The organism is Oryzobacter terrae, from assembly GCF_042756445.1.
Classification (GTDB): Bacteria; Actinomycetota; Actinomycetes; order Actinomycetales; family Dermatophilaceae; genus Oryzobacter; species Oryzobacter terrae.
Genome location: NZ_CP170578.1, coordinates 1541000 through 1566985, shown reverse-complemented (window position 1 = coordinate 1566985; position 25986 = coordinate 1541000). Strand labels below are relative to the sequence as shown.

At 73.8% G+C, this 25986-nt stretch carries 27 protein-coding genes; 14 read left to right on the top strand and 13 right to left on the bottom strand.

Annotated features, from left to right (window positions below; genetic code table 11):
• The first annotated feature begins 139 nt into the window (after window positions 1-139).
• From ACFWN3_RS07275 to ACFWN3_RS07265, 3 genes are all read left to right on the top strand, one after another.
• The gene (locus ACFWN3_RS07275; RefSeq protein ID WP_377644811.1) at window positions 140-631 is read left to right on the top strand and encodes a MarR family winged helix-turn-helix transcriptional regulator; all 492 of its coding nucleotides are present in this window, start codon (window positions 140-142) and stop codon (window positions 629-631) included.
• Window positions 632-851: 220 nt separating this feature from the next.
• Complete coding sequence (locus ACFWN3_RS07270; protein WP_377644810.1) at window positions 852-1610, top strand: M23 family metallopeptidase; 759 nt, start codon at window positions 852-854, stop codon at window positions 1608-1610.
• 55 nt (window positions 1611-1665) lie between these two features.
• Window positions 1666-3030, top strand: a complete 1365-nt coding sequence (locus ACFWN3_RS07265; protein ID WP_377644808.1) for a sensor histidine kinase — start codon at window positions 1666-1668, stop codon at window positions 3028-3030.
• Here the strand turns inward: ACFWN3_RS07265 and ACFWN3_RS07260 are convergent.
• The gene (locus tag ACFWN3_RS07260) at window positions 2999-3688 is read right to left on the bottom strand and encodes a response regulator transcription factor (protein ID WP_377644806.1); all 690 of its coding nucleotides are present in this window, start codon (window positions 3686-3688) and stop codon (window positions 2999-3001) included. The two genes, ACFWN3_RS07265 and ACFWN3_RS07260, sit on opposite strands and share 32 nt — an antisense overlap.
• A gap of 300 nt (window positions 3689-3988) precedes the next feature.
• Between ACFWN3_RS07260 and ACFWN3_RS07255 the strand changes: the two genes are divergently transcribed.
• The 4 genes from ACFWN3_RS07255 to ACFWN3_RS07240 all read left to right on the top strand — a co-directional run bounded on the left by ACFWN3_RS07255 (window position 3989) and on the right by ACFWN3_RS07240 (window position 8277).
• A complete protein-coding gene (locus ACFWN3_RS07255; RefSeq protein WP_377644804.1) occupies window positions 3989-4501 on the top strand; it encodes a DUF2231 domain-containing protein in 513 nt (170 codons plus the stop codon).
• A 209-nt stretch (window positions 4502-4710) separates the two neighbouring features.
• A complete protein-coding gene (gabT, locus tag ACFWN3_RS07250) occupies window positions 4711-6045 on the top strand; it encodes a 4-aminobutyrate--2-oxoglutarate transaminase (RefSeq protein ID WP_377644802.1) in 1335 nt (444 codons plus the stop codon).
• Window position 6046: 1 nt separating this feature from the next.
• On the top strand, window positions 6047-6850 hold the full coding sequence (locus tag ACFWN3_RS07245) for an SDR family NAD(P)-dependent oxidoreductase (RefSeq protein WP_377644800.1): 804 nt from the start codon (window positions 6047-6049) through the stop codon (window positions 6848-6850).
• Between the two features lie 77 nt (window positions 6851-6927).
• Entirely contained in the window at window positions 6928-8277 is a 1350-nt protein-coding gene (locus ACFWN3_RS07240; protein WP_377644798.1) for a nitrate/nitrite transporter, read from the top strand.
• 170 nt (window positions 8278-8447) lie between these two features.
• Here the strand turns inward: ACFWN3_RS07240 and ACFWN3_RS07235 are convergent, their stop codons facing one another.
• From ACFWN3_RS07235 to ACFWN3_RS07200, 8 genes are all read right to left on the bottom strand, one after another.
• A complete protein-coding gene (locus ACFWN3_RS07235; protein WP_377644796.1) occupies window positions 8448-8963 on the bottom strand; it encodes a hypothetical protein in 516 nt (171 codons plus the stop codon).
• Between the two features lie 69 nt (window positions 8964-9032).
• Window positions 9033-10187: an acyl-CoA dehydrogenase family protein gene (locus tag ACFWN3_RS07230; RefSeq protein WP_377644794.1), complete on the bottom strand. Its 1155-nt coding sequence runs from the start codon at window positions 10185-10187 to the stop codon at window positions 9033-9035.
• Between the two features lie 180 nt (window positions 10188-10367).
• On the bottom strand, window positions 10368-11447 hold the full coding sequence (locus ACFWN3_RS07225) for a sulfate/molybdate ABC transporter ATP-binding protein (RefSeq protein ID WP_377644792.1): 1080 nt from the start codon (window positions 11445-11447) through the stop codon (window positions 10368-10370).
• Entirely contained in the window at window positions 11435-12310 is an 876-nt protein-coding gene (locus ACFWN3_RS07220) for an ABC transporter permease (protein ID WP_377644790.1), read from the bottom strand. The genes ACFWN3_RS07225 and ACFWN3_RS07220 overlap by 13 nt, the downstream gene beginning before the upstream one ends.
• The gene (gene modA, locus ACFWN3_RS07215) at window positions 12307-13137 is read right to left on the bottom strand and encodes a molybdate ABC transporter substrate-binding protein (RefSeq protein WP_377644788.1); all 831 of its coding nucleotides are present in this window, start codon (window positions 13135-13137) and stop codon (window positions 12307-12309) included. The genes ACFWN3_RS07220 and modA overlap by 4 nt, the downstream gene beginning before the upstream one ends.
• Window positions 13134-13529 carry a molybdopterin-binding protein gene (locus ACFWN3_RS07210; protein ID WP_377644786.1) on the bottom strand — a complete coding sequence of 132 codons (396 nt, stop codon included), beginning with the start codon at window positions 13527-13529 and terminating at the stop codon, window positions 13134-13136. The genes modA and ACFWN3_RS07210 overlap by 4 nt, the downstream gene beginning before the upstream one ends.
• 48 nt (window positions 13530-13577) lie before the next feature.
• Window positions 13578-14423 (bottom strand): SGNH/GDSL hydrolase family protein, encoded by an 846-nt coding sequence (locus tag ACFWN3_RS07205; protein WP_377644784.1) that lies wholly within the window; start codon window positions 14421-14423, stop codon window positions 13578-13580.
• Window positions 14420-15109: a uracil-DNA glycosylase gene (locus tag ACFWN3_RS07200; protein WP_377644782.1), complete on the bottom strand. Its 690-nt coding sequence runs from the start codon at window positions 15107-15109 to the stop codon at window positions 14420-14422. Before ACFWN3_RS07200 ends, ACFWN3_RS07205 begins: the two co-directional genes overlap by 4 nt.
• Window positions 15110-15539: 430 nt before the next feature.
• Between ACFWN3_RS07200 and ACFWN3_RS07195 the strand changes: the two genes are divergently transcribed.
• The 3 genes from ACFWN3_RS07195 to ACFWN3_RS07185 all read left to right on the top strand — a co-directional run bounded on the left by ACFWN3_RS07195 (window position 15540) and on the right by ACFWN3_RS07185 (window position 18042).
• On the top strand, window positions 15540-16199 hold the full coding sequence (locus tag ACFWN3_RS07195; RefSeq protein ID WP_377644781.1) for an HAD family hydrolase: 660 nt from the start codon (window positions 15540-15542) through the stop codon (window positions 16197-16199).
• Window positions 16200-16209: 10 nt separating this feature from the next.
• The gene (locus tag ACFWN3_RS07190; protein WP_377644780.1) at window positions 16210-17574 is read left to right on the top strand and encodes a pyridoxal phosphate-dependent decarboxylase family protein; all 1365 of its coding nucleotides are present in this window, start codon (window positions 16210-16212) and stop codon (window positions 17572-17574) included.
• 174 nt (window positions 17575-17748) lie between these two features.
• Window positions 17749-18042, top strand: coding sequence for a DUF3263 domain-containing protein (locus ACFWN3_RS07185; protein ID WP_377644778.1), 294 nt, complete (start codon window positions 17749-17751; stop codon window positions 18040-18042).
• A gap of 101 nt (window positions 18043-18143) precedes the next feature.
• Here the strand turns inward: ACFWN3_RS07185 and ACFWN3_RS07180 are convergent, their stop codons facing one another.
• Genes ACFWN3_RS07180 through ACFWN3_RS07170 form a run of 3 tightly spaced genes read right to left on the bottom strand, consistent with a single transcriptional unit; the run spans window position 18144 to window position 20290 of the window.
• The gene (locus tag ACFWN3_RS07180; protein ID WP_377644776.1) at window positions 18144-18734 is read right to left on the bottom strand and encodes a DUF3349 domain-containing protein; all 591 of its coding nucleotides are present in this window, start codon (window positions 18732-18734) and stop codon (window positions 18144-18146) included.
• 7 nt (window positions 18735-18741) lie between these two features.
• A complete protein-coding gene (locus ACFWN3_RS07175; RefSeq protein WP_377644774.1) occupies window positions 18742-19050 on the bottom strand; it encodes a hypothetical protein in 309 nt (102 codons plus the stop codon).
• A gap of 10 nt (window positions 19051-19060) precedes the next feature.
• On the bottom strand, window positions 19061-20290 hold the full coding sequence (locus ACFWN3_RS07170) for an anion permease (protein ID WP_377644772.1): 1230 nt from the start codon (window positions 20288-20290) through the stop codon (window positions 19061-19063).
• A gap of 115 nt (window positions 20291-20405) precedes the next feature.
• Here ACFWN3_RS07170 and ACFWN3_RS07165 point away from each other — a divergent pair, with 115 nt between their 5' ends.
• The 3 genes from ACFWN3_RS07165 (at window position 20406) to groL (ending at window position 23546) form a co-directional block, all read left to right on the top strand.
• Window positions 20406-20870 carry a hypothetical protein gene (locus ACFWN3_RS07165; RefSeq protein WP_377644771.1) on the top strand — a complete coding sequence of 155 codons (465 nt, stop codon included), beginning with the start codon at window positions 20406-20408 and terminating at the stop codon, window positions 20868-20870.
• 136 nt (window positions 20871-21006) lie between these two features.
• Window positions 21007-21672: a DedA family protein gene (locus ACFWN3_RS07160; RefSeq protein WP_377644770.1), complete on the top strand. Its 666-nt coding sequence runs from the start codon at window positions 21007-21009 to the stop codon at window positions 21670-21672.
• A gap of 248 nt (window positions 21673-21920) precedes the next feature.
• Entirely contained in the window at window positions 21921-23546 is a 1626-nt protein-coding gene (gene groL / locus ACFWN3_RS07155) for a chaperonin GroEL (RefSeq protein WP_377644768.1), read from the top strand.
• 101 nt (window positions 23547-23647) lie between these two features.
• Here the strand turns inward: groL and ACFWN3_RS07150 are convergent, their stop codons facing one another.
• The gene (locus ACFWN3_RS07150; protein WP_377644766.1) at window positions 23648-24070 is read right to left on the bottom strand and encodes a hypothetical protein; all 423 of its coding nucleotides are present in this window, start codon (window positions 24068-24070) and stop codon (window positions 23648-23650) included.
• A gap of 82 nt (window positions 24071-24152) precedes the next feature.
• Between ACFWN3_RS07150 and ACFWN3_RS07145 the strand changes: the two genes are divergently transcribed.
• Window positions 24153-25922, top strand: coding sequence for an alkaline phosphatase D family protein (locus ACFWN3_RS07145; RefSeq protein WP_377644764.1), 1770 nt, complete (start codon window positions 24153-24155; stop codon window positions 25920-25922).
• The last annotated feature ends 64 nt before the right edge of the window (window positions 25923-25986 follow it).

The window sequence follows — 25986 nt, the reverse complement described above, 5'->3', positions numbered from 1 at the left end:
GGACGCGTCCGCGCTCGGTGCTCACCCCGTGATCGTGGCACGGGTGCCGCGACGCCCCCGTGACGGCCCCGCGGCCGATGCCCGCTGCCGGCAACGGCCGACCTCGTTGACGTGTCACCGAAGCGGCTAGCCTCGGGCCATGACCGACCCCCCGTGGCTGACCGCTCCCGAGCAGCGGCTCTGGCGCGCCTGGCTCGAGCTCGGCAGCGCGCTGTCGGCGGCCCTGCACCGCGACCTCCAGGCGTCCTCGGGGCTGTCGCTGCCGGACTTCGACGTCCTCGTGCGGCTCACCGAGTCGACGGGCGGCCGGGTGCGCGTCTCCGAGCTCGCCCGGCTCCTCGACTGGGAGCGCAGCCGTCTGTCGCACCACGTGACCCGGATGGAGCGACGTGGCCTCGTGGCCCGCGACGACTGCGTCGACGACGGCCGCGGTGCCTTCGTCCTCGTGACGCCCGAGGGCCGCCGCACGATCGAGCAGGCCGCGCCGCACCACGTGCGGACCGTGCGGCGCCTGTTCGTCGACGAGCTGACGACCGAGGAGGTCGACGTCCTCACCCCGGTGCTCGAACGCCTCGTCGCCCGGGTCGCCGCCGGCGGCGGGCCGCAGGACCGGGCCACCACCTCCGGCTGAGAGCGGTCCCTCGACGGTTCGTCCACAGTTCCGACGAATCGGCCGACATCACGAAACGGTCACGCTACCGTGGGCGCTTCGCCCCACCACCCCGAGTCCCCGCACTCCCTCTGCCCTGAGAGCCGCTGTGAGCACGCCACCGCCAGCCCGGTACGCCGGACGCCACCGCACCGCGGCGGCGCCCGCACCCCGGGCGACGCGTGCGCGAACGGCGTCGTCGGTGCTGCCGACGGCGGTTGCCGCGACGCTGGTCGTCACCGCCGCCGGGATCACGATGGCCCAGACCGCCGCGGGGGAGCAGCGCACCACCCGCGCGGCGGCGACCGTCCTCGACCTCGACGCCACCCAGGTCGTCGCCGTGCGCGAGGCCCAGGCGGCCGAGGTCGCGACGACGGTCGAGATCGCCGAGCGCCGGCAGGCCGCCGTGCTCCAGACCTCCGCGGTCAAGGGACGCGTCGAGGCCAAGCAGCGCGCCGCCCGCGTCGCCGCCCGCAAGGCGGCCGAGGAGAAGAAGCGCCAGGCCGCCGAGAAGAAGCGGAAGGCTCGGGTCGCCGCCGCCCGGGCCAAGGCCGAGCGGGCCAGCCACCGGTGGGTCAGGGCCATCCGCACCGGACTGCTCACCTCGGACTTCGGCCCCCGCTGGGGCAAGACGCACGACGGCCTCGACATCGGGGCGTCCACGGGCACCCCGCTGTACGCGATGTCCAAGGGGACCGTCATCCTCAGCGACGAGGTCTTCAGCTTCGGCAACAAGGTCGAGATCCGCTACTGGGACGGCACCGTCTCCTGGTACGGCCACCTCAGCCGCCGCGACGTCCGCACGGGCGACACCGTGATGCCCGGTGACCAGGTGGGCCTCGTCGGCAACACCGGCCACTCCTTCGGCTCGCACCTGCACCTCGAGATCCACCCCACCGGTGGCGACAACCCGGTCGACCCCGCGCCGTGGCTGCGCCAGCGCGGGATCATGGTCGGCTGAGGAGTCCTCAGCGAGTGCCGGGTGGTCCGGCGCCCGCGAACCTACACTCGGGCCCATGACTCCCCGGCTCGGGCTGCGCAGCCGCGTCCTGGCCCTGACGATGCCGGTCGTCATCCTCGTCAGCGCGGCGATCGCGGGGATCCTCTACACCTCGCTCGGGCAGCTCTTCGACGTCTCCGCCCGCGAGATCGCCGTCGCCGAGGCGATCGAGATGCGCACCGACATCGGCCTGCACTCCATCGAGGAGCTGGAGGAGACGCACGTCGACGACGTCAGCACCCGGCTCACCCAGATCGTCGACGAGACGGGCCGGGTCCGGGTGAGCACCGACTCGCGTGCCACCGTCCCGATGGCGTCCACCGACGTCCCCGACGGCCAGGTGCGCTCGACGGTCGCCAGCTCCATCCCGGGGGTCGGCGGGGGGCGCTACGCCGTCGCGGTGGCCGACGCCGTCGCCGACGACGGGCGGCACTACACCGCGCTCGTCGCCGTCCCGACCCGCGTCGAGACCACGGCCCTGGGGCGCTCCGTGGAGTTCGCCTTCATCGGCGCGTTCGGCCTCATCGCCCTCCTCGCTGCGGTGACCTCGTTCGCCGTGGGCCAGGCCCTGCGTCCCGTCGACCGGATGCGCCACCAGGTCGAGGACCTCGTCGCCTCGCGCCCCGCCCCCTCGCTCGAGATCCCCGCCGGCCACGACGAGCTGGCCCGGCTCGCCGAGACGCTCAACGACGTCCTCGAGCGGCTGCGGGTCGCCGACGCCTCGCGCCGCGCCTTCGTCGCCGACGCCGGCCACGAGCTGCGCAGCCCTCTCGCGACGATCCGCATCCTCCTCGACCGCCTCACCGAGGACCGCACGGTCACCGAGCGCGAGGCCGTCGCCACCCGGGTCTCGGCCGAGGTCGACCGCCTCTCGATCCTCGTCGAGGACCTCCTGGCCCTCGCCCGGGCCGACGAGTCCGACGAGGGGGTCGCGCGCGACGACGTCGACCTCGACGACGTCGTCGCCGGTGAGGCGGGAGCGCTGCGCGCGAGGGGCATGCCGCTCGAGGTCTCCGTCGAGCCGGTGCGCGTCACCGGCGACCCGCACCGCCTCGGCCGGGTCGTGCGCAACCTGCTCGAGAACGCCGAACGGCACATGGAGGGCCGGGTCCGGGTGGCGCTGACGCACCGCGGCAACACCGCCCTCCTCCTCGTCGACAACGACGGGCCGCCGGTCGAGCCGGAGGACCGGGAGCGGATCTTCGGGCGTTTCGTGCGCCTCGACGACTCGCGCACCCGCGACACCGGCGGGACCGGCCTTGGCCTGGCGATCGTGTCGGAGATCGTCCGGGCGCACGGCGGTTCGGTCACCGCGGAGGAGTCGCCCGACGGGTGGTGCCGCTTCGCCGTCAGGCTTCCGGCCGAGCCTCGATCGGGTTGAGCCGGTAGCCCATTCCCCGCACCGTCTCGAGCGACTTCGTCTCGAAGGGGGCGTCGATCTTGCGCCGGAGGTAGCCGATGTAGACCTCGACGACGTTGTCGGCGCCGGGGTAGTCGCTGTCCCACACGTTCTCGAGGATCTCGCCCTTGCTCTGCACCTGTCCCGCCTTGCGCATGAGGTGGTGCAGCAGCGAGTACTCGCGCGCGGTCAGCTGGATCTCCTTGCCCTCGCGGGTGACGCGGCGGGTCGTGGGGTCGAGGCTGAGGCAGCCGACCGTCAGGGCGACCGGACGCTCGGGGGCGCCCCGCCGCGACAGGGCCTGGAGGCGGGCGAGCAGGACCCGGGTGGCGAAGGGCTTGGTGACGTAGTCGTCGGCGCCGAGCTCGAAGGCGTCGGTCTGGTCGTACTCACCGTCCTTGGCCGTCAGCATGAGGACCGGGGTCCACACCTTGCGCTGACGCATGTGCTTGAGCACGTCGTAGCCGTTCATCGACGGGAGCATGATGTCGACGACGACGACGTCGTACTGCCCGAGCAGCGCCATCCGCAGACCCTCGCGCCCGTCGGCGGCGTGGTCGACGACCCAGCCCTCCTCGCGCAGCGCGTCGTCGAGCGCCGCCGCCAGGGGGCGCTCGTCCTCAACCAGTAGGAGCCTCAACGACTTTTTCCGCTTTCTCAGGGGAATCTCAGCGTCGTGACTGTAATGTACTCAATGGCTCGGGTGTTGCCGAAGAGGCAGAACCCGCCCAGGAACCGGCCCCCGGGAGATGCGAACCCCCTGCACGTATCTCCCGGGGGCCTCTCCCTGCCCGCACCCGCGTGCGGATCCCCGCTGGTCGGGCGGTGTCGCCGGTCCCGCCGCGCGGGGAACCGTGACCCCCTCGTGACGCGATCGCGTGACGGCCCGGGCGTGTCCCGTCCTAGCGTGGGAGCCACCGCCCGCGGGAGGAGACCCACCGTGCTCGACACCATCGCCGGTCTGCCGGTCCACGTGCTCGTCATCCACGCCGTCGTCGTCCTGGCGCCGCTGGCCGGTCTCGCGGCCGTCCTGTACGCCGTGCGCCCTGCGTGGCGCGCCGTCCTGCGCTGGCCCCTGCTCGGGCTCGCCGCGGTCTCCGCGGCCGGCGCGACGGTCGCGGCCGCGAGCGGCGAGGAGCTCGAGGCCCGGCTGCGCGGTCTCGGGATCGGAGGCGCCACCCTCGAGGCCATCGAGACGCACGCGGAGCGCGGCGAGCTGGTGCGCAACACCGCGCTTGTCTTCGTCGTCCTCGTGGCCCTCGCCACGCTGTGGCTGCTCGCGCCCGCCGAGCCGCCGGACGCCCGGGCCCGCGGCGGGGCCGCGGTGGCCGTCGTCGTCGCCGCCCTCGTGGCCGTCGCGGGCGTCGGCCTCGTCATCACGACCTTCCTCGCGGGCCACAGCGGCTCGACCGCCGTGTGGAGCGAGATCGGGAAGGCCTCCGGGGGGTCCTAGCGCCAGTGCCTCGTCCGGGCACGCCGTCCTCCTCGCGTCCTCGACGGGTCGTCCATCGACCTTCCTACCCGGCCGGCTCGTCGAGCATGCGCGCTCCCGCGCGGCGAGCGCCCGGCCCCGTGCCGGGCAGCGTGGACCAGCGGCGGCGGCCTCGGCGATCGACGGATTCCGCAGTTCCGGGCCGCGTCCGGCGCGGATAGGATCGCGCCATGATCGAGCAGCAGCGGATCCTCGCGACCTCCATCCCCGGCCCGGCCTCCCAGGCGATGCAGGCGCGCAAGACGGCCGCGGTCTCGGCCGGCGTGAGCACCGGCCTCCCGGTCTACGTCGTCGAGGGGTCGGGCGGCATCGTCCGCGACGTCGACGGCAACCAGCTCATCGACTTCGGGTCGGGGATCGCCGTGACGACCGTCGGCAACGGCAACCAGCGCGTCATCGACGCCGTCACCGCGCAGATCACCGCCTTCACCCACACCTGCTTCATGGTCACGCCGTACGACTCCTACGTCGAGGTCTGCGAGAAGCTCAACGCCCTGACCCCGGGGGACCACGAGAAGCGCTCGGCCCTGTTCAACTCCGGCGCCGAGGCCGTCGAGAACGCGGTGAAGATCGCCCGCCACGCGACCGGTCGGCCCGCGGTCGTCGCCTTCGACCACGGCTACCACGGGCGCACCAACCTCACGATGGGCCTCACCGCGAAGAACATGCCCTACAAGCACCGCTTCGGCCCCTTCGCCGGCGAGCTCTACCGGGTCCCCATGGCCTACCCCTACCGCTGGCCGGGCGGCGCGCAGGCGTGTGCCGAGCAGGCCCTGCGCACCGTCACCGACCAGATCCACGCCCAGGTCGGCGAGGACAACACCGCGGCCGTCATCATCGAGCCGATCCAGGGTGAGGGTGGCTTCATCGTCCCGCCGGAGGGCTTCCTCCCGGGACTGGCCGACTGGTGCCGCGAGCACGGCATCCTCCTCATCGCCGACGAGGTCCAGTCGGGCTTCTGCCGCACCGGCGACTGGTTCGCGTGCGACCACGAGGGTGTCGTCCCCGACCTCCTCACCGCGGCCAAGGGCATCGCCGGCGGGATGCCCCTCGCCGCCGTCACCGGCCGCGCCGACCTCATGGACGCCGTCCACGCCGGCGGCCTCGGCGGCACCTACGGCGGCAACCCCGTCGCCTGCGCCGCGGCCCTGGCCGCCATCGAGACGATGGAGCAGGACGACCTTCGCTCGCGGGCCCGCGCGATCGGCGACATCCTCACCGACCGGCTCGGGCGCCTCGCCGAGAAGTACGACGAGATCGGTGACGTCCGCGGCCGTGGCGCCATGATCGCGATGGAGCTCGTCACCGACCCCGACACCAAGGAGCCGGCCGCCGCGCTGACCTCCGCCGTCAACAAGGGCTGTCACGAGCGCGGGCTCATCACGCTCACCTGCGGCACGTACGGCAACGTCTTCCGGTTCCTCCCGCCGCTGTCGATCTCCGACGAGCTGCTCCACGAGGGCATGGACGTCCTCGAGGAGTCCTTCACCGCCGCCGTCGGCTGACGTGGCGCCGGTCCTGCCCGTCGTCCTCGACCTCACCGGACGCACGGCGCTCGTCACGGGCGCCGGGTCCCCGACCGGCATCGGGATGGCGTGCGCCCGCCTCCTCGCGCAGTGCGGGGCGCGCGTCGTCATCGGCGCGACGACCGACCGCGTCGACGACCGGGCCGCCGAGCTGCGGGCCGGGGGAGCGGAGGCGGTGGGCGTCGTCGCCGACCTCACGGGTGAGGACGGCGCGGCGCGGCTCGTCGCGTCGGCGCTCGAGGCGTTCGGCGGCCTCGACGTTCTCGTCAACAACGCCGGGATGGTCGCGAGCGCCGACGCCGACGGCTACCTCGAGGGCGACCTGCTCGCCACGACCCCGCAGCGGTGGTCGGCCTCGCTCGCCCGCAACCTCGACACCGCGTTCCTCACGACGCGGGCGGCCCTCCCGCACCTGCGCCGCAGCGGGTCCGGCCGCGTCGTCATGCTCGCCTCCCTCACCGGTCCCGTGATGGCGATGCGCGGAGAGGTCGCCTACGCCACGGCCAAGGCCGGCCTCGTCGGCCTGGCGCGGGCCCTCGCCGTCGACGAGGCCGCCCACGGTGTGACGGCCAACGTCGTGGCGCCCGGCTGGGTCGGCACCGGGTCGCAGACGCCCGCGGAGGCCGACGAGGCGCGAGCGACCCCGCTCGGGCGCTCGGGCACGCCGGAGGAGGTCGCGGCCGCCGTCGCCTTCCTCGCCTCGCCCGGCGCGGCGTACGTCACGGGGCAGGTGCTCGTCGTCGACGGCGGCAACAGCGTCACCGAGGAGCGCGCGCCGCGGTGACGGGTCGGCCTCCGAGCACCTCTCCCGCGGGCTGGGCGCGGCGCCGGGCGGCCGACGTGCGCTCCTAGACTCGGACGGTGACCCGTCCCGTGCTCCGCCAGGTGCACAACATCGGACGGCGGCGCGCCTGGGTGATCTGGGCCGTCGGGCTCGCCGTCTACGTCCTCGCCGTCTTCCACCGCACCTCGCTGGGGGTCGCCGGCCTGCTGGCGGCCGAGCGGTTCGACATCAGCGCCGCGCAGCTGTCGACGTTCACCGTCGTCCAGCTCGCCGTGTACGCGGCGATGCAGATCCCGGTCGGGGTCCTCATCGACCGGTTCGGCTCCAAGCGGCTCCTGCTCACCGGCCTGCTCCTCATGACGGGGGGCCAGCTCTGGTTCGCGTTCGCGGGGTCGTTCGAGGTCGGCCTCGCCGCGCGCATCCTCCTCGGGGCGGGCGACGCGATGGTCTTCACCTCGCTGCTGCGCCTGGTCGCCGTGTGGTTCCGGGTCAAGCAGGCGCCCTTCATCACCCAGCTCACCGGGATGGTCGGCCAGGCCGGCGCGATCCTCGCCGCCACCCCGCTGTCGGCGGCGCTCGCCACGTGGGGGTGGACCCGCTCCTTCGGCACCGCCGCCGGCGTCGGCGTCGTGCTCTCGGTGTTCCTCGTCCTCCTCGTCAAGGACTCGCCCTACCGCGGCGAGGCGGTGGAGAAGATCAAGGTGCGGGCGCTGGCGCGCACCCTCGCCGAGGTGTGGGGCAACCCGGGCACCCGCCTCGGCCTGTGGGTCCACTTCTCGTCGCAGTTCGGCGCGACCGTCTTCACGATGCTGTGGGGCTACCCGTTCCTCGTGCGCGGTGAGGGCCTCGAGCCGCGGACGGCCTCGCTCCTCCTCGTCGTCATGACCCTGACGGCGATGGGGGCCGGCCCCCTCGTCGCCGCGTTCACCTCGCGGGTGCCCTACCGGCGCTCGCAGCTCGTCCTCGGGATCGTCGTGGCGATCATGCTCGTCTGGGCGGTCGTGCTCCTCTGGCCGGGGCGGGCGCCGCTGTGGCTGCTCGTCGTCCTCGTCGTCGTCACGGCGCTCGGCGGGCCCGGCTCGATGGTCGGTTTCGACCTCGCCCGCACCTTCAACTCCTCGTCGCGGCTCGGGCGCGCGACCGGAGTGGTCAACATCGGGGGGTTCACGGCCTCGCTCGTGGCGATCGCGCTCATCGGCGTCGTCCTCGACCACCTCGCTCCCGGCGGACCCGCCGACTACACCCTCGACGACTTCCGGGCCGCGATGTCGGTGCAGTTCGTCTTCTGGGGGATCGGGCTCGTCCAGCTCGTCCGCTACCGGCGCAAGAGCCTGCGGCACATCGAGGAGGCCCACCCCGCCGCGCTCGACGCCCTGCGCCGCGGCGACACGCTCCTGCCGGGGATCTCCCGCGAGCCCGACGCCTGACGGAAGCGGTCCCGTGGACCGCCGGCGGCCTCGTGCCGGGAGCCTGGCCTTCACCCCGAGTTCGGGTCCCGTCGGGGTGTCGGTCACCGGCGCGAGGGGCGCCCTTTGACAGAATCTCGGTGACCGGGCCACGTATGAGATGGCCCGGTCACCCCTTTCCCGGCGTCGCCTCAGCTGTTGACGGTGTACCCGGACGTGGGGGCGGGACAGAACGTGTACGGGCCCCCGACCCGCCCGTGGTACTGCATCAGCGCGGTCCCGACGCGGAGGATGAGCAGCTCTCCCTCGACGGTCGCCTGCGTGTACGACATGTCCTTCCGGGGGCAGCCGAGCGACCCGTCGTTCCACGTCACGGGCACGAAGGCGGCGGCGACGACCTCGTCGGGGGCCACCTTCTGGCGGGTGGCGGCGTCCTCGACGGCGGCCTTGACCGCCGGGCGCTCGAGGACGGCGGGGGGCACCGGGACGTCGCCGAGGTCACTGGTGGGGACCGGGGTGGGCGGCACGCTCGGCAGGCTGGTGCCGGTGGACGGCGTCGGCGAGGCGGTGGGCGCGGGGGCGGAGGGGCTCGACGCGCCGGAGGCACCGGATCCCGAGGGGGTGCTGCCGCAGGCGGCGGTCGCGAGGAGGATCGCGGCGGCGGCGGCGGTCGCGGTGAGCGCGGGGCGGGCGGGGGTGAGCATCACGGCTCCTTCGTCGAGGTGGTCTCGGTGTGCCGACGCGTGGCGACGGGGGCCGGTTCCGTGCGCGGGCCGTCAGCGCAGGACGTGGCGGCCGATGACGAGGCGCTGGATCTGGTTGGTCCCCTCGAAGATCTGGGTCACCTTGGCCTCGCGCATGAACCGCTCGGCGGGGAAGTCCTGGGTGTAGCCGGCGCCGCCGAGGACCTGGACGGCGTCGGTGGTGACCCGCATCGCGGCGTCGGTCGCGACGAGCTTGGCGACCGCGGCCTCCTTGCTGAAGGCGCGGCCGGCGTCCTTGAGGCGGGCGGCATGCAGGTACGTGGCGCGCGCGCTCGTCACGGCTGCCTCCATGTCGGCGAGGAGGAAGGACAACCCCTGGAACTCCCCGATCGGCCTGCCGAACTGCTGCCGCTCCTTCGCGTAGGACGCCGCGAGGTCGAGGGCCGACTGGGCCAGGCCCGTGGAGGCGGCGGCGATGCCGAGGCGGCCGGCGTCGAGGGCGGACAGGGCGATCGCCATGCCCTGCCCCTCGTCACCGATGAGGCGGTCGGCGTCGACGCGCACGTCCTCGAAGATGACCTCGCGCACCGTGTCGCAGTGCAGGCCCATCTTCCGCTCCGGGGCGCCGAAGGAGATGCCGGGGGCGTCGGCGGGCACGACGAGGCACGACAGCCCCCGCCCGCCGTCGTCGGAGGTCCGGGCGAAGGTCGTGTAGTAGTCGGCGTGGCCCGCGTGGCTGATCCACGCCTTGCGGCCCTTGACGACGTAGCCGTCGCCGTCGCGGGTGGCGCGCGTCGTCATCGAGGCGATGTCGCTGCCGGCGAGCGGCTCGGAGAGGCAGTAGGCGCCGAGCTGGTCGCCCGAGAGCATGCCGGGCAGGAGGGCGGCCTTCTGCTCGTCGGTGCCGAAGGTCGTCACCGGGTACGCCGTGAGGGAGTGGACCGAGACGCCGACGGCGACGCTCATCCAGGCGCTCGCGACCTCCTCGACGACCTGGAGGTACACCTCGTACGGCTGGCCGTAGCCGCCGTGCTCCTCGGGGTGGGGGAGGGAGAGCAGGCCCGCGGCGCCGAGGGTGCGGAAGACCTCGGTCGGGAAGGACTCGTCGGTGGCCGCGGCGCGCTCGGCCGCGTCGACCTTCGGCCGGAGCTCCTTGGCGCAGATCTCGCGGGTCAGGTCGATGAGGTCCTGGCCCTCCTCGGTCGGCATCAGCCTCGTCGCTGGCATGTCCCGAAGGGTACGAGGTGCTCGGAGACCGACCAAACGCTCGTGCGCCCGGTCCTGGGCCCCGAGCAGCCGTGACACCGCCCCCCGCCGCCTCCAGTGCGGCAACACGCCGAACGTGCGGGCGCGACGTCGGCGTGTTGCCGTACTGGAGTGGGTGGGGCTGGCGTCGGTGGGGAGGCGTCAGGCGGGGTAGGCCGTGACCTCGGTCGCCTTGACGCCGGCCCACAGCGCCTGCCCGGGCTGGAGGCGCAGCGCTGCGACCGAGGCGGCGGTGACCTCGGCGACCAGGGGGGCGGGCTCGCGGTCGGTGGGGCCGTCGACGGCGAGCCGCACCCGGGCGGTCTGCCCCACCATCTCGACGGCCGCGACGTGGACCGGCCACGTGTTGCGCGTCGACCCGTGCGGGCTCTCGGAGTACAGGGCGACCGCCGAGGGGGCGAAGGCGACCCACGAGTCGCCGCGGTGCTCGTGGCCGGCCGTCACGACCGGACCGAGGGCCGTGTCGACGACCCCGGCGTCGCGGCCCCGGCCGCGGAGCAGGTTGAGGCCGACGACGTGGGCGACGTACGCGTCGCGGGGGCGGGCGACGACCTCGGTGGGCGAGCCCTCCTGCACGACGCGGCCGTCCTCGACGAAGACGAGGTGGTCGGCAAGGGTCAGGGCGTCGAGCGGGTCGTGCGTGACGAGGACGGTGGCGCCGTCGTAGGTGCGCAGGCGGGCGGCCAGGCCGGCGCGGACCTGGGGGCGCAGCGCGGGGTCGAGCGCCGAGAGCGGCTCGTCGAGGAGGAGCAGGCGGGGGCGGGTGGCGAGGGCGCGGGCCAGCGCGACGCGCTGCGCCTGGCCGTGCGAGAGCGCCGCCGGGCGACGGTCGGCGAGGTCGCTCACCCCGAGCGCGTCGAGCTCGGCGTCGGCGCGGGCGAGGGCGTCGGCGCGCGAGGCCCCCCGGCTCCGAGGGCCGAACGCGACGTTGCCGCGCGCGGTGAGGTGGGGGAAGAGGAGGTGGTCGGCGGCGAGCATCCCCACGGCGCGCAGGCTCGGGTCGAGGTGGCGGGTGCCGTCGGCCCAGGTCGTGCCGTCGACGCGCACGTGCCCTCCGCCGAGCCGGACGAGACCGGCCAGGGCGTGGATCGCGGTCGTCTTCCCCGCGCCGTTCGGGCCGAGGACGGCGACGACCCCGCCGTCGGGGGCCGCGAGGGAGACGTCGAGGTCGAGGGCGCCGCGGGTCAGCCGGACGTGCGCGTCGAGGCTCAGCGGACCCACCGCCCGCGGAGCAGGCCGAGGACCACCACGGCGACGACGAGGAGCAGGAGGCTGAGGGCCACCGCGGTCTGCGGGTCGTCCTGGAGCTTGACGTAGACGAGGAGCGAGGTCGTCTGCGTCTCGCCGGCGAAGTTGCCGGCGAACGTGATCGTGGCGCCGAACTCGCCGAGGGCCCGGGCCCACGCGAGGGCGGTGCCGGACGCGATGCCCGGGGCCGCGAGCGGGAGGGCGACCCGGGTGAGGACGCGCAGCGGGCGGGCGCCGAGGGTGGCCGAGACGTCGAGAAGGCGCCGGTCGAGGCCGCGCATCGCCCCCTCGACCGCGAGGACGTAGAAGGGCAGCGAAACGAACACCTGCGCGAGGACGACGGCCACCGGGGTGAACGGGATCCGCAGGCCGAAGATCTCGAGCAGCGGCTCGCCGACGAGGCCGCGGCGTCCGTAGGCGAGGAGCAGGGCGACACCTCCGACCACCGGGGGCAGGACGACGGGCACGGTGAGGACGGCCCGCAGCCAGGTCGCGGAGCGCCCCTCGGCCCGGGAGAGCAGCCACGCGAGGGGGGTGCCGAGGACCCAGCAGATCGCCACCGTGGCGAGCGTGGTGACGAGGGAGAGCCGCAGCGCCGGACGCACGTCGGGGTCGGAGAGGCGGGTCAGCAGTCCCGACCACTCGGTTCCCGCGAGGAGACCGACGAGCGGCAGGACGACGAGGAGGAAGCCGAGCACGGCCGGGACGACGAGGACGGTCCGGGAGAGCCGGACCCGCGACGCCCCCTGGCTCGTCCCGGGTCGAGCGGTCGGCGGGCGGGGGGCGCGGCCGGTGGCCTCGGCGGCCTCGGGGTTGCCGGGGGCCGCGGACGTCACGGGGCGAGGAAGCCGGCGGCCTGGAGCGCCTGCTGCCCCTCCGGCCCGGCGACGTAGGCGGCGAAGGCCGTGGTGGCGGCCTCGTCGCCGAAGCGGGCCAGGGGGTAGTCGAGCGTGGTGTTCTGCCCGGCCGGGATCTCGACGCCGACGGCCGCGTCCTTCGCGCCGACGACGTCGGAGTGGTAGACCACGGCGGCGTCGGCCTCGTCGAGGGAGACCTTGGCCAGGGTGGCGGTGACGTCGACCTCGCGGGAGACGACGTGCGCCGAGACCCCGGCCCTCCCGAGCACCTGGTCGGCGGCCGCGCCGCACGGGACGGTCGCGGCGCAGAGGACGACGTCGACGTCCTCGCGCGCAAGGTCGGCGAGGCCGGTGACCTTCGCCGGGTTGCCGGGTGGGGTCGCGATCTCGAGGGTGTTCCTCGCGATCGTCACGGTGGCGGTGGGTCGCACCTCACCGAGCTGCCGGAGGGCGGCGGTGCCCGCGCTGGCGAAGAGGTCGGCCTCGGCGCCCTGGGCGATCTGCCGGGCCAGGGTCGTGCTCGACCCGAAGCTCAGCCGGATCTCGGTACCCGGGTTGGCCGTCTCGAACGACTCGGCGAGGGTGGTGAGCGTCGTGGTCAGCGAGGCCGCGGCGAGGACGGTGACCTCGCCGGTGACCGCCGACGAGGTGGCGCCCGTCGAGGTGGCGCCCGTCGAGGTGACGCCTGACGAGGTGACGCCTGACGAGGTGCCCGCCGACGCGGTGGTGTCGGGGGAGCCGCCGCCGCAGCCGGTGAGGAGGAGGACCGCCAGCGTCGTCGGGAGGGCGAGGGCGCGGACCGTCACTGCGGCACCCCGACGATGACGTTGGTGGACTTGATCGTGGCGACGGCGACGGTGCCGACCTCGAGCCCGAGGTCGTCGACCGCCTCGCGCGACATCAGCGAGACGACCCGGAACGGGCCGCACTGGAGCTCGACCTGGGCCATGACCGTGTCCTTGACGACGCGCGTGACGATGCCGCGCATCCGGTTGCGGGCCGACTCGTCGGCCACGACGCCGACGGGCGCCGGGCGGGCGACCTCCCGGGCGACGGCGGCGAGCTCGGCCCCCTCGACGACGAGCCGGCCGGCGTCGTCCTTGTGGCTGGGGAGGCGACCCGCGTCGACCATCCGGCGCACGGTGTCGTCGGACACCCCGAGGAGGAGCGCGGCATCACTGATCCGCAACTGCGTCATGAGCGCGACCTTAGCACCGCACCTGCGGCGTCAGGCGGTTCGTGCCGGTCAGCCGTGGGGGAGGGACTGGTGCGGGGGCTCGCCCTCGGGGTCGCGGAAGTGCTCGAGGGAGGGGCGCTTGGCCTCGACGGCGTCACCGGAGGAGCGCCCCTGCAGCCGGCGCTGCACCCACGGGGCCGCGTGGGTGCGGGCCCACTGGGCGTGGCCGCGCAGCTCGTCGGCCCTCCGGCCCCGGGAGGCCGCGGGCAGCGGGGTGGTCCAGTCGGCGAGGTCGGTCTCGTGGCCGAGCGCGGTGAGGGCCGCGAGGGCGACCCGGCGGTGCCCCTCGGTCGTCAGGTGGATGCGGTCGTCGGCCCACATCCGCCAGTCGCGCAGGGCGGCCATCCCCCAGAGGTTGAGGACGTGGCACCCGTGGCGCTGCGCGATGGTGAAGAGGTTCGCCGCGTGGGCGGCGTGGCGGCCGCGCAGGGCCTTGAAGAGTCCGGCGTCGCGGGTGTCGGTGGGGGTGGCGAGGAGGACGTCGGCGCCGGTCCGCCGCAGGGTGACGACGGCGTCCTCGAGGCGGTCGGCGAGGGCGTCGACGTCGACCGTGGGGCGCAGCAGGTCGTTGCCGCCGCCGACCATCGAGACGAGGTCGGGCTGCATCGTCAGGGCGCTCTCGAGCTGGCGACCCACAACGTCGTCGAGCTTGCGCCCGCGCACCGCGAGGTTGGCGTAGCCGAAGGGCAGGTGCTCGCGCTCGGCGACGGCGTCGAGGTGGTGGGCGAGGCGGTCGGCCCATCCCACGTAGGCGTCGGGTCGCGCCGGGTCGGGGTCGGACATGCCCTCGGTGAACGAGTCGCCGATGGCGACGTACCGCGTCCACACGCGCGCGGGCGCCGCGGGCTGGGTCACGGGAGCCTCCAGTCGACGGGGTCGGCCCCCTGCTGGACGAGGAGCTCGTTGGTGCGGCTGAACGGACGCGACCCGAAGAACCCGGCGTGCGCCGACAGGGGGCTCGGGTGCGGCGACTCGATGCACGGCACCCCCGGGAGGTGGGGCGCGAGGTTGCGGGCGTCGCGTCCCCAGAGGATCGCGACGAGCGGGCCACCCCGGGCGACGAGCGCGGCGATGGCGGCGGCCGTCACCTGCTCCCACCCCTTGCCCCGGTGGCTCGCCGGTGCGCCGGGGGCCACCGTGAGGACCCGGTTGAGCAGGAGGACGCCCTGCTCGGCCCACGGGGTCAGGTCGCCCGTGGACGGTGTCGGCAGGCCGAGGTCGGTGCCGAGCTCGGTGAAGATGTTGACGAGGCTGCGCGGGACCGGCCGCACGTCGGGGGCCACGGAGAACGACAGGCCCATCGCGTGACCGGGCGTCGGGTAGGGGTCCTGGCCGACGACGAGGACGCGCACGGCGTCGAGCGGCTGCGCGAAGGCCCGCAGGACGTGGGCGCCGCCGGGCAGGTAGCCCCGGCCGGCCGCGACCTCTCCCCGGAGGAACTCGCCGAGGCTCGCGACGACCGGCTCGACGGGCTCGAGGGCCGGCGCCCACGAGGGGTGCACGAGGTCGCGCAGGGGCCGGGCGTCGGTGGGAGTGGACATCGTTTCCCACCGTATCCCCACGTCGGGGCCCTCTCGCCACCCCGGTCACCTCCCCTGGAGCCCACCCTTGACGACCCGTCCGGCCCCCGACGCCCCCTCCGGGCCCCGACGCCCCCTCCCGGTCCTGACGAGCCCTCGGCCGCCTGTGGACGCCCCACAGCCCTCGCGCCAGGTCGAGGTCGCGCGACATGCCGACGATGCGACCCATCCGTCGGCATGTCGCGCGACCTCGACTGTGGCTGCCCCGGTGAGCCAACTGTTCGGATGGATCACCCGGCGCGACCTCGACTGTGGCCGCCCCGGTGAGCCAACTGTTCGGATGGATCACCCGGTCGACCTGGTGTCCATGGTGAGCCGTCCGCCGCTGCCGGCCGCGGTCCGGCGTGGACCGGGTCGAGGGCGTGGGGGCGCGTCGGCTTGACTGGTCCTCGTGACGACACCCCGCTGGCGCACCGTGCTCTTCGACCTCGACGGCACCCTCGCCGACACGATCCCGCTCATCGTCGCCTCGTACCAGCACGCCTTCCGCCACGTGCTCGGCGAAGAGGTGGAGGAGGCCCGCGCCCGCGCGTGGATCGGCCGCCCGCTCCTGGCCGCCCTCCTCGAGGAGAGCCCGGAGCACGGCGTCGCCCTCGACCTGGCCTACCGCGAGTGGAACCTCGCCAACACCGCCGCCCTCATCCGCCGCTACGAGGGCGTCCCCGAGCTGCTCGAGGCCCTCGCCGCAGCCGGGGTCAGGACCGCCGTCGCCACCTCGAAGCGGAGGGAGACCGCGCGCCTCGCGCTCGAGGGCGTCGGCATCGCCGGGGCGATCGACGTCGCCGCGGGCCTGGAGGACACCGAGCGCCACAAGCCCGAGCCCGACCCCCTCCTCCACGCGGCGGCCTCGCTCGGGGTCGACCCGGCCGACTGCGCGTACGTCGGCGACGCGACGGTCGACGTCCTGTCGGCGAAGGCGGCCGGGATGGCGGCGGTCGCGGTCACCTGGGGCGCGGGCGAGCGCAACGACCTCGTCGCCGCGGACCCCGAGGTCGTCCTCGACACGGTGGCCGACCTGCACGCGTACCTCCTCGGTCGGCCGCGCACCTAGACTCGCCGCCGTGCACGGGAAGACGTACCAGGAGAACAAGCACACCGAGCTCGCGGCCCTCGCCGAGGCGGTCGTCGCGTACGCCGAGGAGCGCGTCCGGATGGAGGCGCCCCTCGACGGGACGGCGACCCCCGAGGAGCTGGCCGCGGCGGTGGGCCAGACCATCACCGCCCAGGGCTTCGGTGGCCTCGAGACCCTGCGGCTGTTCGCCGAGGACCTCGCGCCCGCGTGCCTGTCGACCGACCACCCGCGCTACCTCTCCTTCATCCCGTGCGCACCGAGCGACGCCGCCGTGATGTTCGACCTCGTCGTGGGGGCGTCCTCGATCTACGCCGGCTCCTGGCTCGAGGGCGCCGGCGCGGTGTACGCCGAGAACCAGGCCCTGCGCTGGGTCGCCGACCTCGTCGGGATGCCCGCGGAGGCCGGTGGGGTCTTCGTCCCGGGCGGCACCATCGGCAACCTGTCGGCCCTGCACGCCGCCCGCACCACGGCGCGCCACCGCGCTCCGGAGGGCGTGCGCCCGTTCCGCGTCGCGGCCACGGCCGGGGCCCACAGCTCGATCGCCGCGGCGTGCGACGTCATGGACGCCGAGCTCGTCCCGGTCGAGGCCGACGACCGATGGCGGCTCACCGGCGCGAACCTGCGCGCCACCCTGGAGGCGCACGGCCCCGAGACCTTCTTCGTCGTCGTCGCGACCTGCGGGACGACGAACTTCGGCATCATCGACGACCTCGCATCGGTCGCCGAGGTCTGCCGCGAGTACGGCATCTGGTTCCACGTCGACGGCGCGTACGGGGGCGCCGGCCTCGCCGCGCCGTCGGTGCGCGAGCTGTACTCCGGTGTGGAGCACTGCGACTCGTTCATCGTCGACCCGCACAAGTGGCTCTTCGCGCCGTTCGACTGCTGCGCCCTGCTCTACCGCGAGCCCGCGCTCGCCCGCGCCGCGCACACCCAGCGGGCCGGCTACCTCGACGTCCTCACCGAGACGCCCGACTGGAACCCCACCGACTACTCCGTCGGGCTCACCCGCCGGGCCCGCGGCCTGCCGTTCTGGTTCTCGCTGGCCGTCAACGGCACCGACGCCTACACGGCCGCCATCGAGCAGACCCTCGACGTCGCGCGCTTCGCCGAGTCGGAGGTCGTGCGGCGACCCTCCCTCGAGCTCGTCCGCGAGCGCGACCTGTCGGTCGTCGTCTTCCGGCGGCTCGGGTGGGAGCCCGCCGACTACCAGGCGTGGTCGGACCGGCTCCTCGCCGACGAGTTCGCCTTCGTCGTGCCGACGACCCACGCGGGGGAGACCCTCGCCCGCTTCGCGGTCGTCAACCCCGAGACGAGCCGCGAGGACATCAGCGCCATCCTCGACACGATGGAGTGACGCCCACCCGTCGGGGTGGGAGTGGTGGGGTCCGTGTGACTCGTGAGTCGAGCGATCCGGACGGTGTCCAGCCGACACGCGGCGAGGTGCTCCGACGAATGACAAAGGTGTCATTCACCCGGGTAGAGTGAGCGCCGCAGGACCACCACGAAGCGAAGGGTCGAGGACGAACCAGTGAGCGCCGCCTCCGAACAGCTCAGCACCACCGCCCCAGCGGAGGGACTCAGCGAGCGCGACCGCGAGATCATCGCCTTCGAGCGCCAGTGGTGGAAGTACGCCGGCTCGAAGGAGACGGCCATCAAGGAGCTCTTCGACATGAGCTCCACGCGGTACTACCAGGTGCTCAACTCGCTCATCGACCACCCGTCGGCGCTCGAGCACGACCCGATGCTCATCAAGCGCCTCCGCCGCCTGCGCGCCAGCCGCCAGCGCGCGCGCTCGGCCCGTCGCCTCGGCATGGAGCCGTGACCCCGACCTGAGGACGCCGCGCCCGTACCGGGCGCCCACGAACCAGCGACGCCCGTCCGTGAGGGAAGCCGGACGGGCGTCGCTGTTCGTTCAGGCGGGGGTCAGGGGAGGTCGGGGTCGGGGAACTCGACCGGCCAGCCCTTCTTCGACAGCTGGTCGCGCACCCGGCGCAGGTCGTTGTCGCTGGCGTCGCTGTGCGTGTACTCGGCGATGGCCGCGGCGATGTCCGACGGGCCGGCCGGGCTGACGTCGGCCCGGCGCAGCGCCTTCGCGATCTTCTTGACCTCGCTGCGGGTCAGGCGGCGCTCGAGGAGCGCGAGCAGCGGGACGTAGTCGTGGTCGGGCACGCCGCCCGGGTAGCCCTCGCGAAGCCAGTTGACGATGCGGGCGAGCGCGCTGCCCTCCTTGGGCGGGGCGTCCTCGTCCTCGGTCTCGCCGGCGAGCGGCCAGCCGCCGAGGACGAGCTTCGCCGCCACCTTGCGCATCTGCACGTCGTCCGGGAGCAGGGCGCGGGCGGCCTTCTCGGAGAGCAGGCCCTCGGAGTGCAGCTTGCGCAGGACGTCGAGCGCCCGCTCGCCGCCGATGCGCTCGTGGAGGACCGCGTACAGCGCGGCCGTCTCGCGGTCGGGCACGCCCTCGGGGTAGCCGTCACGGATGTACTGGAGGACCGGGCCGGTCAGCTGGGTCGTCATCGAACCCTCACTTCTTGTCGACGATCGTCGGGATGATGTTCTCGAAGCTCAGCGTCTTGCCGAAGCCCGAGGACACGATGAGCACGAGCCCCAGCAGGACGCCGAGGACGATCACGGCGATGAGGAGCCCGGAGACGCCGCGGCCGAGGAGGCTCGGGCGGCTGTGGATGGTGCCGCCGTCGTCGACCCAGGTCGTCGACCGGAGGGTCAGCGCCCGCATCGCGAGGGCGTAGACGACGGGGAGGCCGGCGCCGAAGAGCAGGCCGGCGAGCAGGACGTCGAAGGCTCCGACGAGGGCGAGCTGGATGCTGCGCACGGGTGGCTCCTCAGTGGGTCTTGGTCTCGGTGGGCTGGGACGTGGGGGCCGGCGGGTCCTTCGGACGCTCCCACGCCTCGTTGACGTTGTGCGCGCCGACGTGCTGCTGGCGCGACCGGTGGAACATCCACCCCGACAGCGCGACGAGGACGACGAAGACGACGAAGGCCCCGAAGGCGCCGCCGATGGTGTGGCCGAGCCACCACATCAGCGCACCGACCGCGGCGGCGATGGGAAAGGTCGTCGCCCAGGCGGTGACCATCCGGCCGGCCGTGGCCCAGCGGACGTGGGTGCCGCGGCCGAGCCCGCCCCCGAGCACCGACCCGGTCGCGACGTGCGTCGTGGAGAGGGCGAAGCCGAGGTGGCTCGACGCGAGGAGGACGGCGGCGGTCGACCCGTCGCTCGCCATGCCCTGGCGCGGCGTGATGTCGACCAGACCCTTGCCGAGGGTGCGGATGATCCGCCAGCCGCCGAGGTAGGTGCCCAGGGCGATCGCGAGCGCGGCGCTGACCTTCACCCACACGGGCACGGCGTCGGTGCGGTCCCAGTGCCCGCTCGCGATGAGCGCGAGGGTCATGACGCCCATCGTCTTCTGCGCGTCGTTGGTGCCGTGGGCGACCGAGACGAGCGAGGCGCTGCCGATCTGGCCCCAGCGGAAGTACCGCTCCTCGAGCTGGTGCATGACGCTGTTGGTCACCTTGTGGACCAGCCAGCAGCCGACGAAGGCGACGCCTATGGCGACGAGGGGGGAGAGCAGCGAGGGCAGGAGGATCTTGCCGACGACGCCGTCGAGCTTGGTGCCGTCGCCCGTCCACTTCACGCCCGCCAGGCCCAGTCCGGCGGCGGCCGCCCCCGTCAACCCGCCGAGGAGCGCGTGCGAGCTGCTCGAGGGGAGGCCGAGCAGCCAGGTGAACAGGTTCCAGAGGATGCCGCCGACGAGGCCGGCCAGGACGATGAGGAGCAACGCCTCACCGCCGTCGGCCAGGAGCTCGGGGCGCGGGGCGCCCGACTTGTCCTGGATCTTGATGACGGCGTTCGACACCGTGAGCGCGACCTCGACCGACAGGAACGCCCCCACGAGGTTGAGCACGGCCGAGAGCCCGACGGCCACCTTGGGCTTGAGCGCACCCGTGGAGATCGAGGCGGCCATGGCGTTGGCGGTGTCGTGGAACCCGTTCGTGAAGTCGAAGGCGAGCGCCGTCACGATGACGAGCACGAGAGTGATGGTTGCTGCGTCCACGAGGCACCAGTCTGGGGTGGCAACCTCCACTTCACCAATGTGAGGGTCCGCGTTCACCTCCTGTTCACCTGGCGGCGCGGCCGGTGGGGCGCGTGGGGTCTGCGAGGATGCGCCGATGACCGACCTCGACTGGAGCACCCCCGACGGGCTCGCCGCGATCCGGGAGCACCTCGCCGCGCCGATCGACGGATGGCGCGCCCCCGTCGCCTACGCGGTGGGCCTGAGCCCGGCCTCCTCGTCGGTCGAGTGGGTCTTCCCGCACGTCAACGTCCCCGGAGGCACCCACGGCCTGCCGGCCGTCGTCCTCGCCTCGGTCCTGCGCCACGACGGCTCCACCGCCACGCTGCCCCTCTCGCGTGCCGAGCTGGCGGCGTCGGTGGAGTCGCTCGAGCCGGCCGAGGCCTGCACGACGCTCGAGCACCCCAACCTCGCGGCCTGGCGCCAGGTCCTCACCGAGCTCGACGGCAACCCCGCCCGTGAGGCCGTCGCCGTGTTCGTCGCCGACCTCGAGGACCCCGTCGCGTCCGAGGCCGACGGCTCGATGCGGGCCACCTTCGAGGGGCACGAGCCCGTCCTCTGAGGACGCGCCGCCCTCAGGGACGGCTCAGGGTCCGGTGGGGGACGCCACCCGTTCCGGAAGGGCCACGGGGCTCCTAGCGTTGCGGTGAGGGGCGCGGCCGCGCCCGTGGCCGCACCACCGCGCGAGAGGCGCCGACGTGTTCGAGACCCTGACGGCGTTCATCGAGGCCAACGCGGCCGCGCCGTGGGTCCTGGCGCTGGTGCTCCTCGTCGCGGCCGGCGACGCCCTCGTGCCCCCGGTGCCGAGCGAGTCGGTCGTCGTCGCCCTGGCCGCCGTGTCGGTGTCGACCCAGGGTCCGCACCTCGTCCTCCTCGCGATCGCCGCGGCGGTGGGGGCGTTCCTCGGCGACTCGGCGGCCTTCCTCGCCGGGCGGCGCTTCGGGCCCGAGCGGCTGGCACGGGTCCGCCGTCCCGTGCTGCGCCGCGGCCTCGACCTCGCCGCCTCGACCGTCGAGGAGCGGGGCGGGCTCGTCATCCTCGTGGCCCGCTACGTCCCCGTCGGCCGGCTCGCGGTCGGCCTCACCGCCGGCGCGACGGGCTACCCGCCGCGACGCTTCGTGCCCTTCGCGGCCCTCGCCGCCACGACGTGGGCGGCCTGGACCGTCGGGATCGGGGCGCTCGCCGGGCGCTGGTTCGCCGACCACGCGCTCCTCGGTGCGGCCGCGGGCATCCTCGTGGCCCTCGTCCTCGGGGTGCTCGCCGACCACGTCGCGCGGCGCCTCCTCGGGCGTCGCCGTGGGGCGCGTGCGGAGGTGGCGAAGGGGCGCACGGGCGGGGCGCCGACCCCGCGCGCCGGTCACTGACCCGCACGGTCACCGGCCGCGGCCCGCCGACGGCACCGGTCCGGAGGGCGGCCGCAGGCGTCGCGGCGTTTGCACTCTCCCCCGGTGAGTGCCAATAATGGCGTTAGCACTCTCCCATGGAGAGTGACAATCCAGACCGGTCCGGCGAGGGCCGGGACCCCGCGGCGACATGAGCCGCAGGACCCGATCCGTCCGTCGCGGGCGCCGCCCGGTCTCCACCTTCGATTCGCGTGGGAGGAACCACCCGGATGGCCAAGATCATCGCTTTCGATGAAGAGGCTCGACGCGGTCTCGAGCGGGGAATGAACACCCTCGCCGACGCCGTCAAGGTCACCCTCGGCCCCAGGGGCCGCAACGTCGTGCTCGAGAAGAAGTGGGGCGCCCCCACGATCACGAACGACGGTGTCTCCATCGCCAAGGAGATCGAGCTCGACGACCCGTACGAGAAGATCGGCGCCGAGCTCGTCAAGGAGGTCGCCAAGAAGACCGACGACGTCGCCGGTGACGGCACGACGACGGCGACCGTCCTCGCCCAGGCAATGGTCCGCGAGGGCCTGCGCAACGTCGCGGCCGGCGCCAACCCGATGGCGCTCAAGCGTGGCATCGAGAAGGCCGTCGCCGCCGTGTCCGCCGAGCTGCTCAGCAACGCCAAGGACGTCGAGACCAAGGAGCAGATCGCGGCCACGGCCTCGATCTCCGCCGCTGACCCCCAGATCGGCGAGATGATCGCCGAGGCCATGGACAAGGTCGGCAAGGAAGGCGTCATCACCGTCGAGGAGAGCAACACCTTCGGCCTCGAGCTCGAGCTCACCGAGGGCATGCGCTTCGACAAGGGCTACATCAGCCACTACTTCGTCACCGACACCGAGCGCATGGAGGCCGTGCTCGAGGACCCGTACGTCCTCATCGCGAACTCCAAGATCGGCTCGATCAAGGACCTGCTGCCCCTCCTCGAGAAGGTCATGCAGTCCGGCAAGCCGCTGCTCATCATCAGCGAGGACGTCGAGGGCGAGGCCCTGTCCACGCTCGTCGTGAACAAGATCCGCGGCACCTTCAAGTCGATCGCCGTCAAGGCGCCCGGCTTCGGTGACCGTCGCAAGGCCATGCTCGGCGACATCGCGATCCTCACCGGTGGCCAGGTCATCTCGGAGGAGGTCGGGCTCAAGCTCGACACCGCCGACCTCGACCTGCTCGGTCGGGCCCGCAAGGTCGTCGTCAGCAAGGACGAGACGACGATCGTCGAGGGTGCCGGCGACCAGGACCAGATCCAGGGTCGGGTCAACCAGATCCGCGCCGAGATCGAGAAGTCGGACTCCGACTACGACCGCGAGAAGCTCCAGGAGCGCCTCGCCAAGCTCGCCGGCGGCGTCGCCGTCATCAAGGCGGGCGCGGCCACCGAGGTCGAGCTCAAGGAGCGCAAGCACCGCATCGAGGACGCCGTCCGCAACGCGAAGGCCGCCGTCGAGGAGGGCATCGTCGCCGGTGGTGGCGTCGCCCTCATCCAGGCCGGTGCCAAGGCGTTCGCCAACCTCACCCTCGAGGGTGACGAGGCGACCGGTGCGAACATCGTCAAGGTCGCCATCGAGGCGCCGCTCAAGCAGATCGCGATCAACGCCGGTCTCGAGGGCGGGGTCGTCGCGGAGAAGGTCAGCAACCTCGAGCCGGGCTGGGGCCTCAACGCCGCGACCGGTGAGTACGTCGACCTCGTCGCGGCCGGCGTCATCGACCCGGCGAAGGTCACCCGCTCGGCGCTGCAGAACGCGGCGTCCATCGCGGCGCTGTTCCTCACGACCGAGGCCGTCATCGCCGACAAGCCGGAGAAGAACCCGCCGGCCATGCCCGGTGGCGACGACATGGGCGGCATGGGTTTCTGACCCGCACCCCCACGGCTCGCGCCACACGAGGGCGGTCCCCCACCACGGGGGGCCGCCCTCGCGGCGTCCCGGCGTCCCGGGGGCGTTCCCGGAGCCGCCCGTCAGCGCATCCGGAGGCCGCGCCCCTCCTCGCGGTGCGAGCGCGAGCGGCGCAGGAGCCAGGCCGACGCCGCGGTCCAGACGAGCACGAGGACGACGCCCGTCACGACGCTGGCCGGGGCGGCGAGCTCGTCCCGGCCCAGGAGCACGAACGGGACGCCGAGGATCCCGAACGCGAGGAGGGCCACGCCCTTGTCACCGGGCCCCCAGCGACGCGAGAGCAGCACCATGACCATGCCGGCGACCCACGGGATCGGAGCGACCTGCGCGGTCGCCGGGACGACGGCGAGGACGACGGACGTCAGCAGGACCGCGACGGCCGCGACCTCGAGGCGTGGCGGCCCGGGGTCGGCGGTGGGCTCGTCGGTCTCCGGGCCCGGGGGGAGCGCCTCGCGCTCGTCGTCCTCGGGGCGAAGGTCGGGCATGGCGGTCACGGTAGCCGGGTCAGGGGGGAACCCGGGTGACCACCCACAGCCGACGCCCAGCCCCGCAGGGCACGATGGAGCGGTGAGCCCCGGACCCCACCCCGACGACGCCCTCGTCCTCGGACCCCTGCTGCGCCACGTCGACGAGACGTCGGCGACGGTGTGGGTCCGCACGGCCGCCGCGGCGACGGTGACGGTCGAGCGCGCCGGACGGGCGTGGAGCGCCCCGACGTTCTCGGTCCACGGCTCGCACTACGCCCTCGTCGTCCTCGACGGCCTCGTCCCCGGCTCGCAGGACGCCTACACGGTGGCCGTCGACGACGTCGCGGTCTGGCCGCTCCAAGGGGCTCCCGAGAGCCGGATCCGCACCCTCGACCCGCGGCGCACCACCCGGTTCGCCTTCGGGACCTGCCGCACCAACGGGTCGCACGACGAGGCCGGCAACCGGGCCCACGGCATCGACGCGCTGCGCAGCCTGGCCGTCGCGCTGCGCGACGACCCCGCGACGGCCTGGCCCGACCTCCTGCTCCTCCTCGGCGACCAGGTCTACGCCGACACCACGCCGCACGCCGAGCTCGAGGAGTTCATGCGCTCCCGACGCAGCCTCGACGAGCCGCCGGGGCCCGAGATCAAGGACTACGTCGAGTACGCCGAGCTCTACCGGCTCGCGTGGAGCGACGACGTCATCCGCTGGGTCCTCTCGACCGTCCCGAGCGCGATGATGTTCGACGACCACGACATCCGCGACGACTGGAACACCTCGTGGTCGTGGCGTCGCGACATCAGGGCCACGACGTGGTGGCAGGAGCGGATCGTCTCGGGCCTGGCCGCCTACTGGGTCCACCAGCACATCGGCAACCTCTCCCCGGCCGAGCTCGCGGAGGAGGAGGTGTGGCGGCTCGTCGCCGACCACGCGGCGAGCAGCGCCGCGGGCGAGCTCGACCTCACCGACGTCCTCGACGAGCTCGCCACCCGCGCCGACGCCGAGCCGGAGAGCTACCGCTGGAGCTACACCCGGGCCCTCGGCGACTCGACCCTCGTCGTCATCGACAGCAGGGCGGCCCGCGACCTGCGCCCCGACTCGCGCTCGATGCTCGATGCCGGCGAGCTCGACTGGCTCGACGGCGTGCTGCGCGGGGGGTCGCGCCACGTCCTCATCGGGACCTCGCTGCCCTTCCTCCTGCCTCCGGGCCTGCACGACTTCGAGGCGATGAACGAGGCGATGGCGCAGGGTGCCTACGGCCGACGGGTCGCCCACGGGGCCGAGAAGATGCGCCGCCACATCGACCTCGAGCACTGGGCCGCCTTCAACAACGGCTTCGACGAGGTCTTCGCGATGGTCATGGAGGTGGCCCGCGGCGAGCGGGGCGCGGCCCCTGAGACGGTGACCTTCCTGTCGGGCGACGTCCACAACTCCTACCTCGCGGAGGTCGCCGACCCGCAGGCGCTCGGCGCCTCCGCGCGGGTCGTCCAGGCCGTCTGCTCGCCGATCCGCAACCCGATGCCGCGGGGCGTGCGCGTCGTCATGTCCCTCTTCGCCCGCTCCCTCGTGCGCCCGATGCGGTTCATCGCCGCGCGATCGCGCCGCGTGCCGGACCCGCCCTTCCGGTGGAGCGTCACCGACGGACCGTGGTTCGACAACAACATCGCGCTGTGCCACGTGGCCACCGACGCCCTCGAGCTCGCGTGGGTCACCGGTGTCGTCGACGGCGGCCCGGACCACCCGCGCCTGCGGACGGTCTACGCGACCCGCATCGAAGCCCTGCCCTCGCACGGGGGGACGCCGACCGGGGTCGACTCGGGGTCGGCTCAGGGTGACCCTCGAGCGCGGAACACCGCGGGGGTCGCCTAGCGTTGGCGGGGCAGGACCGGTGTGCGCACCGGCCTCGCGTGGGCCGCGACGGCCCGACCGCCGC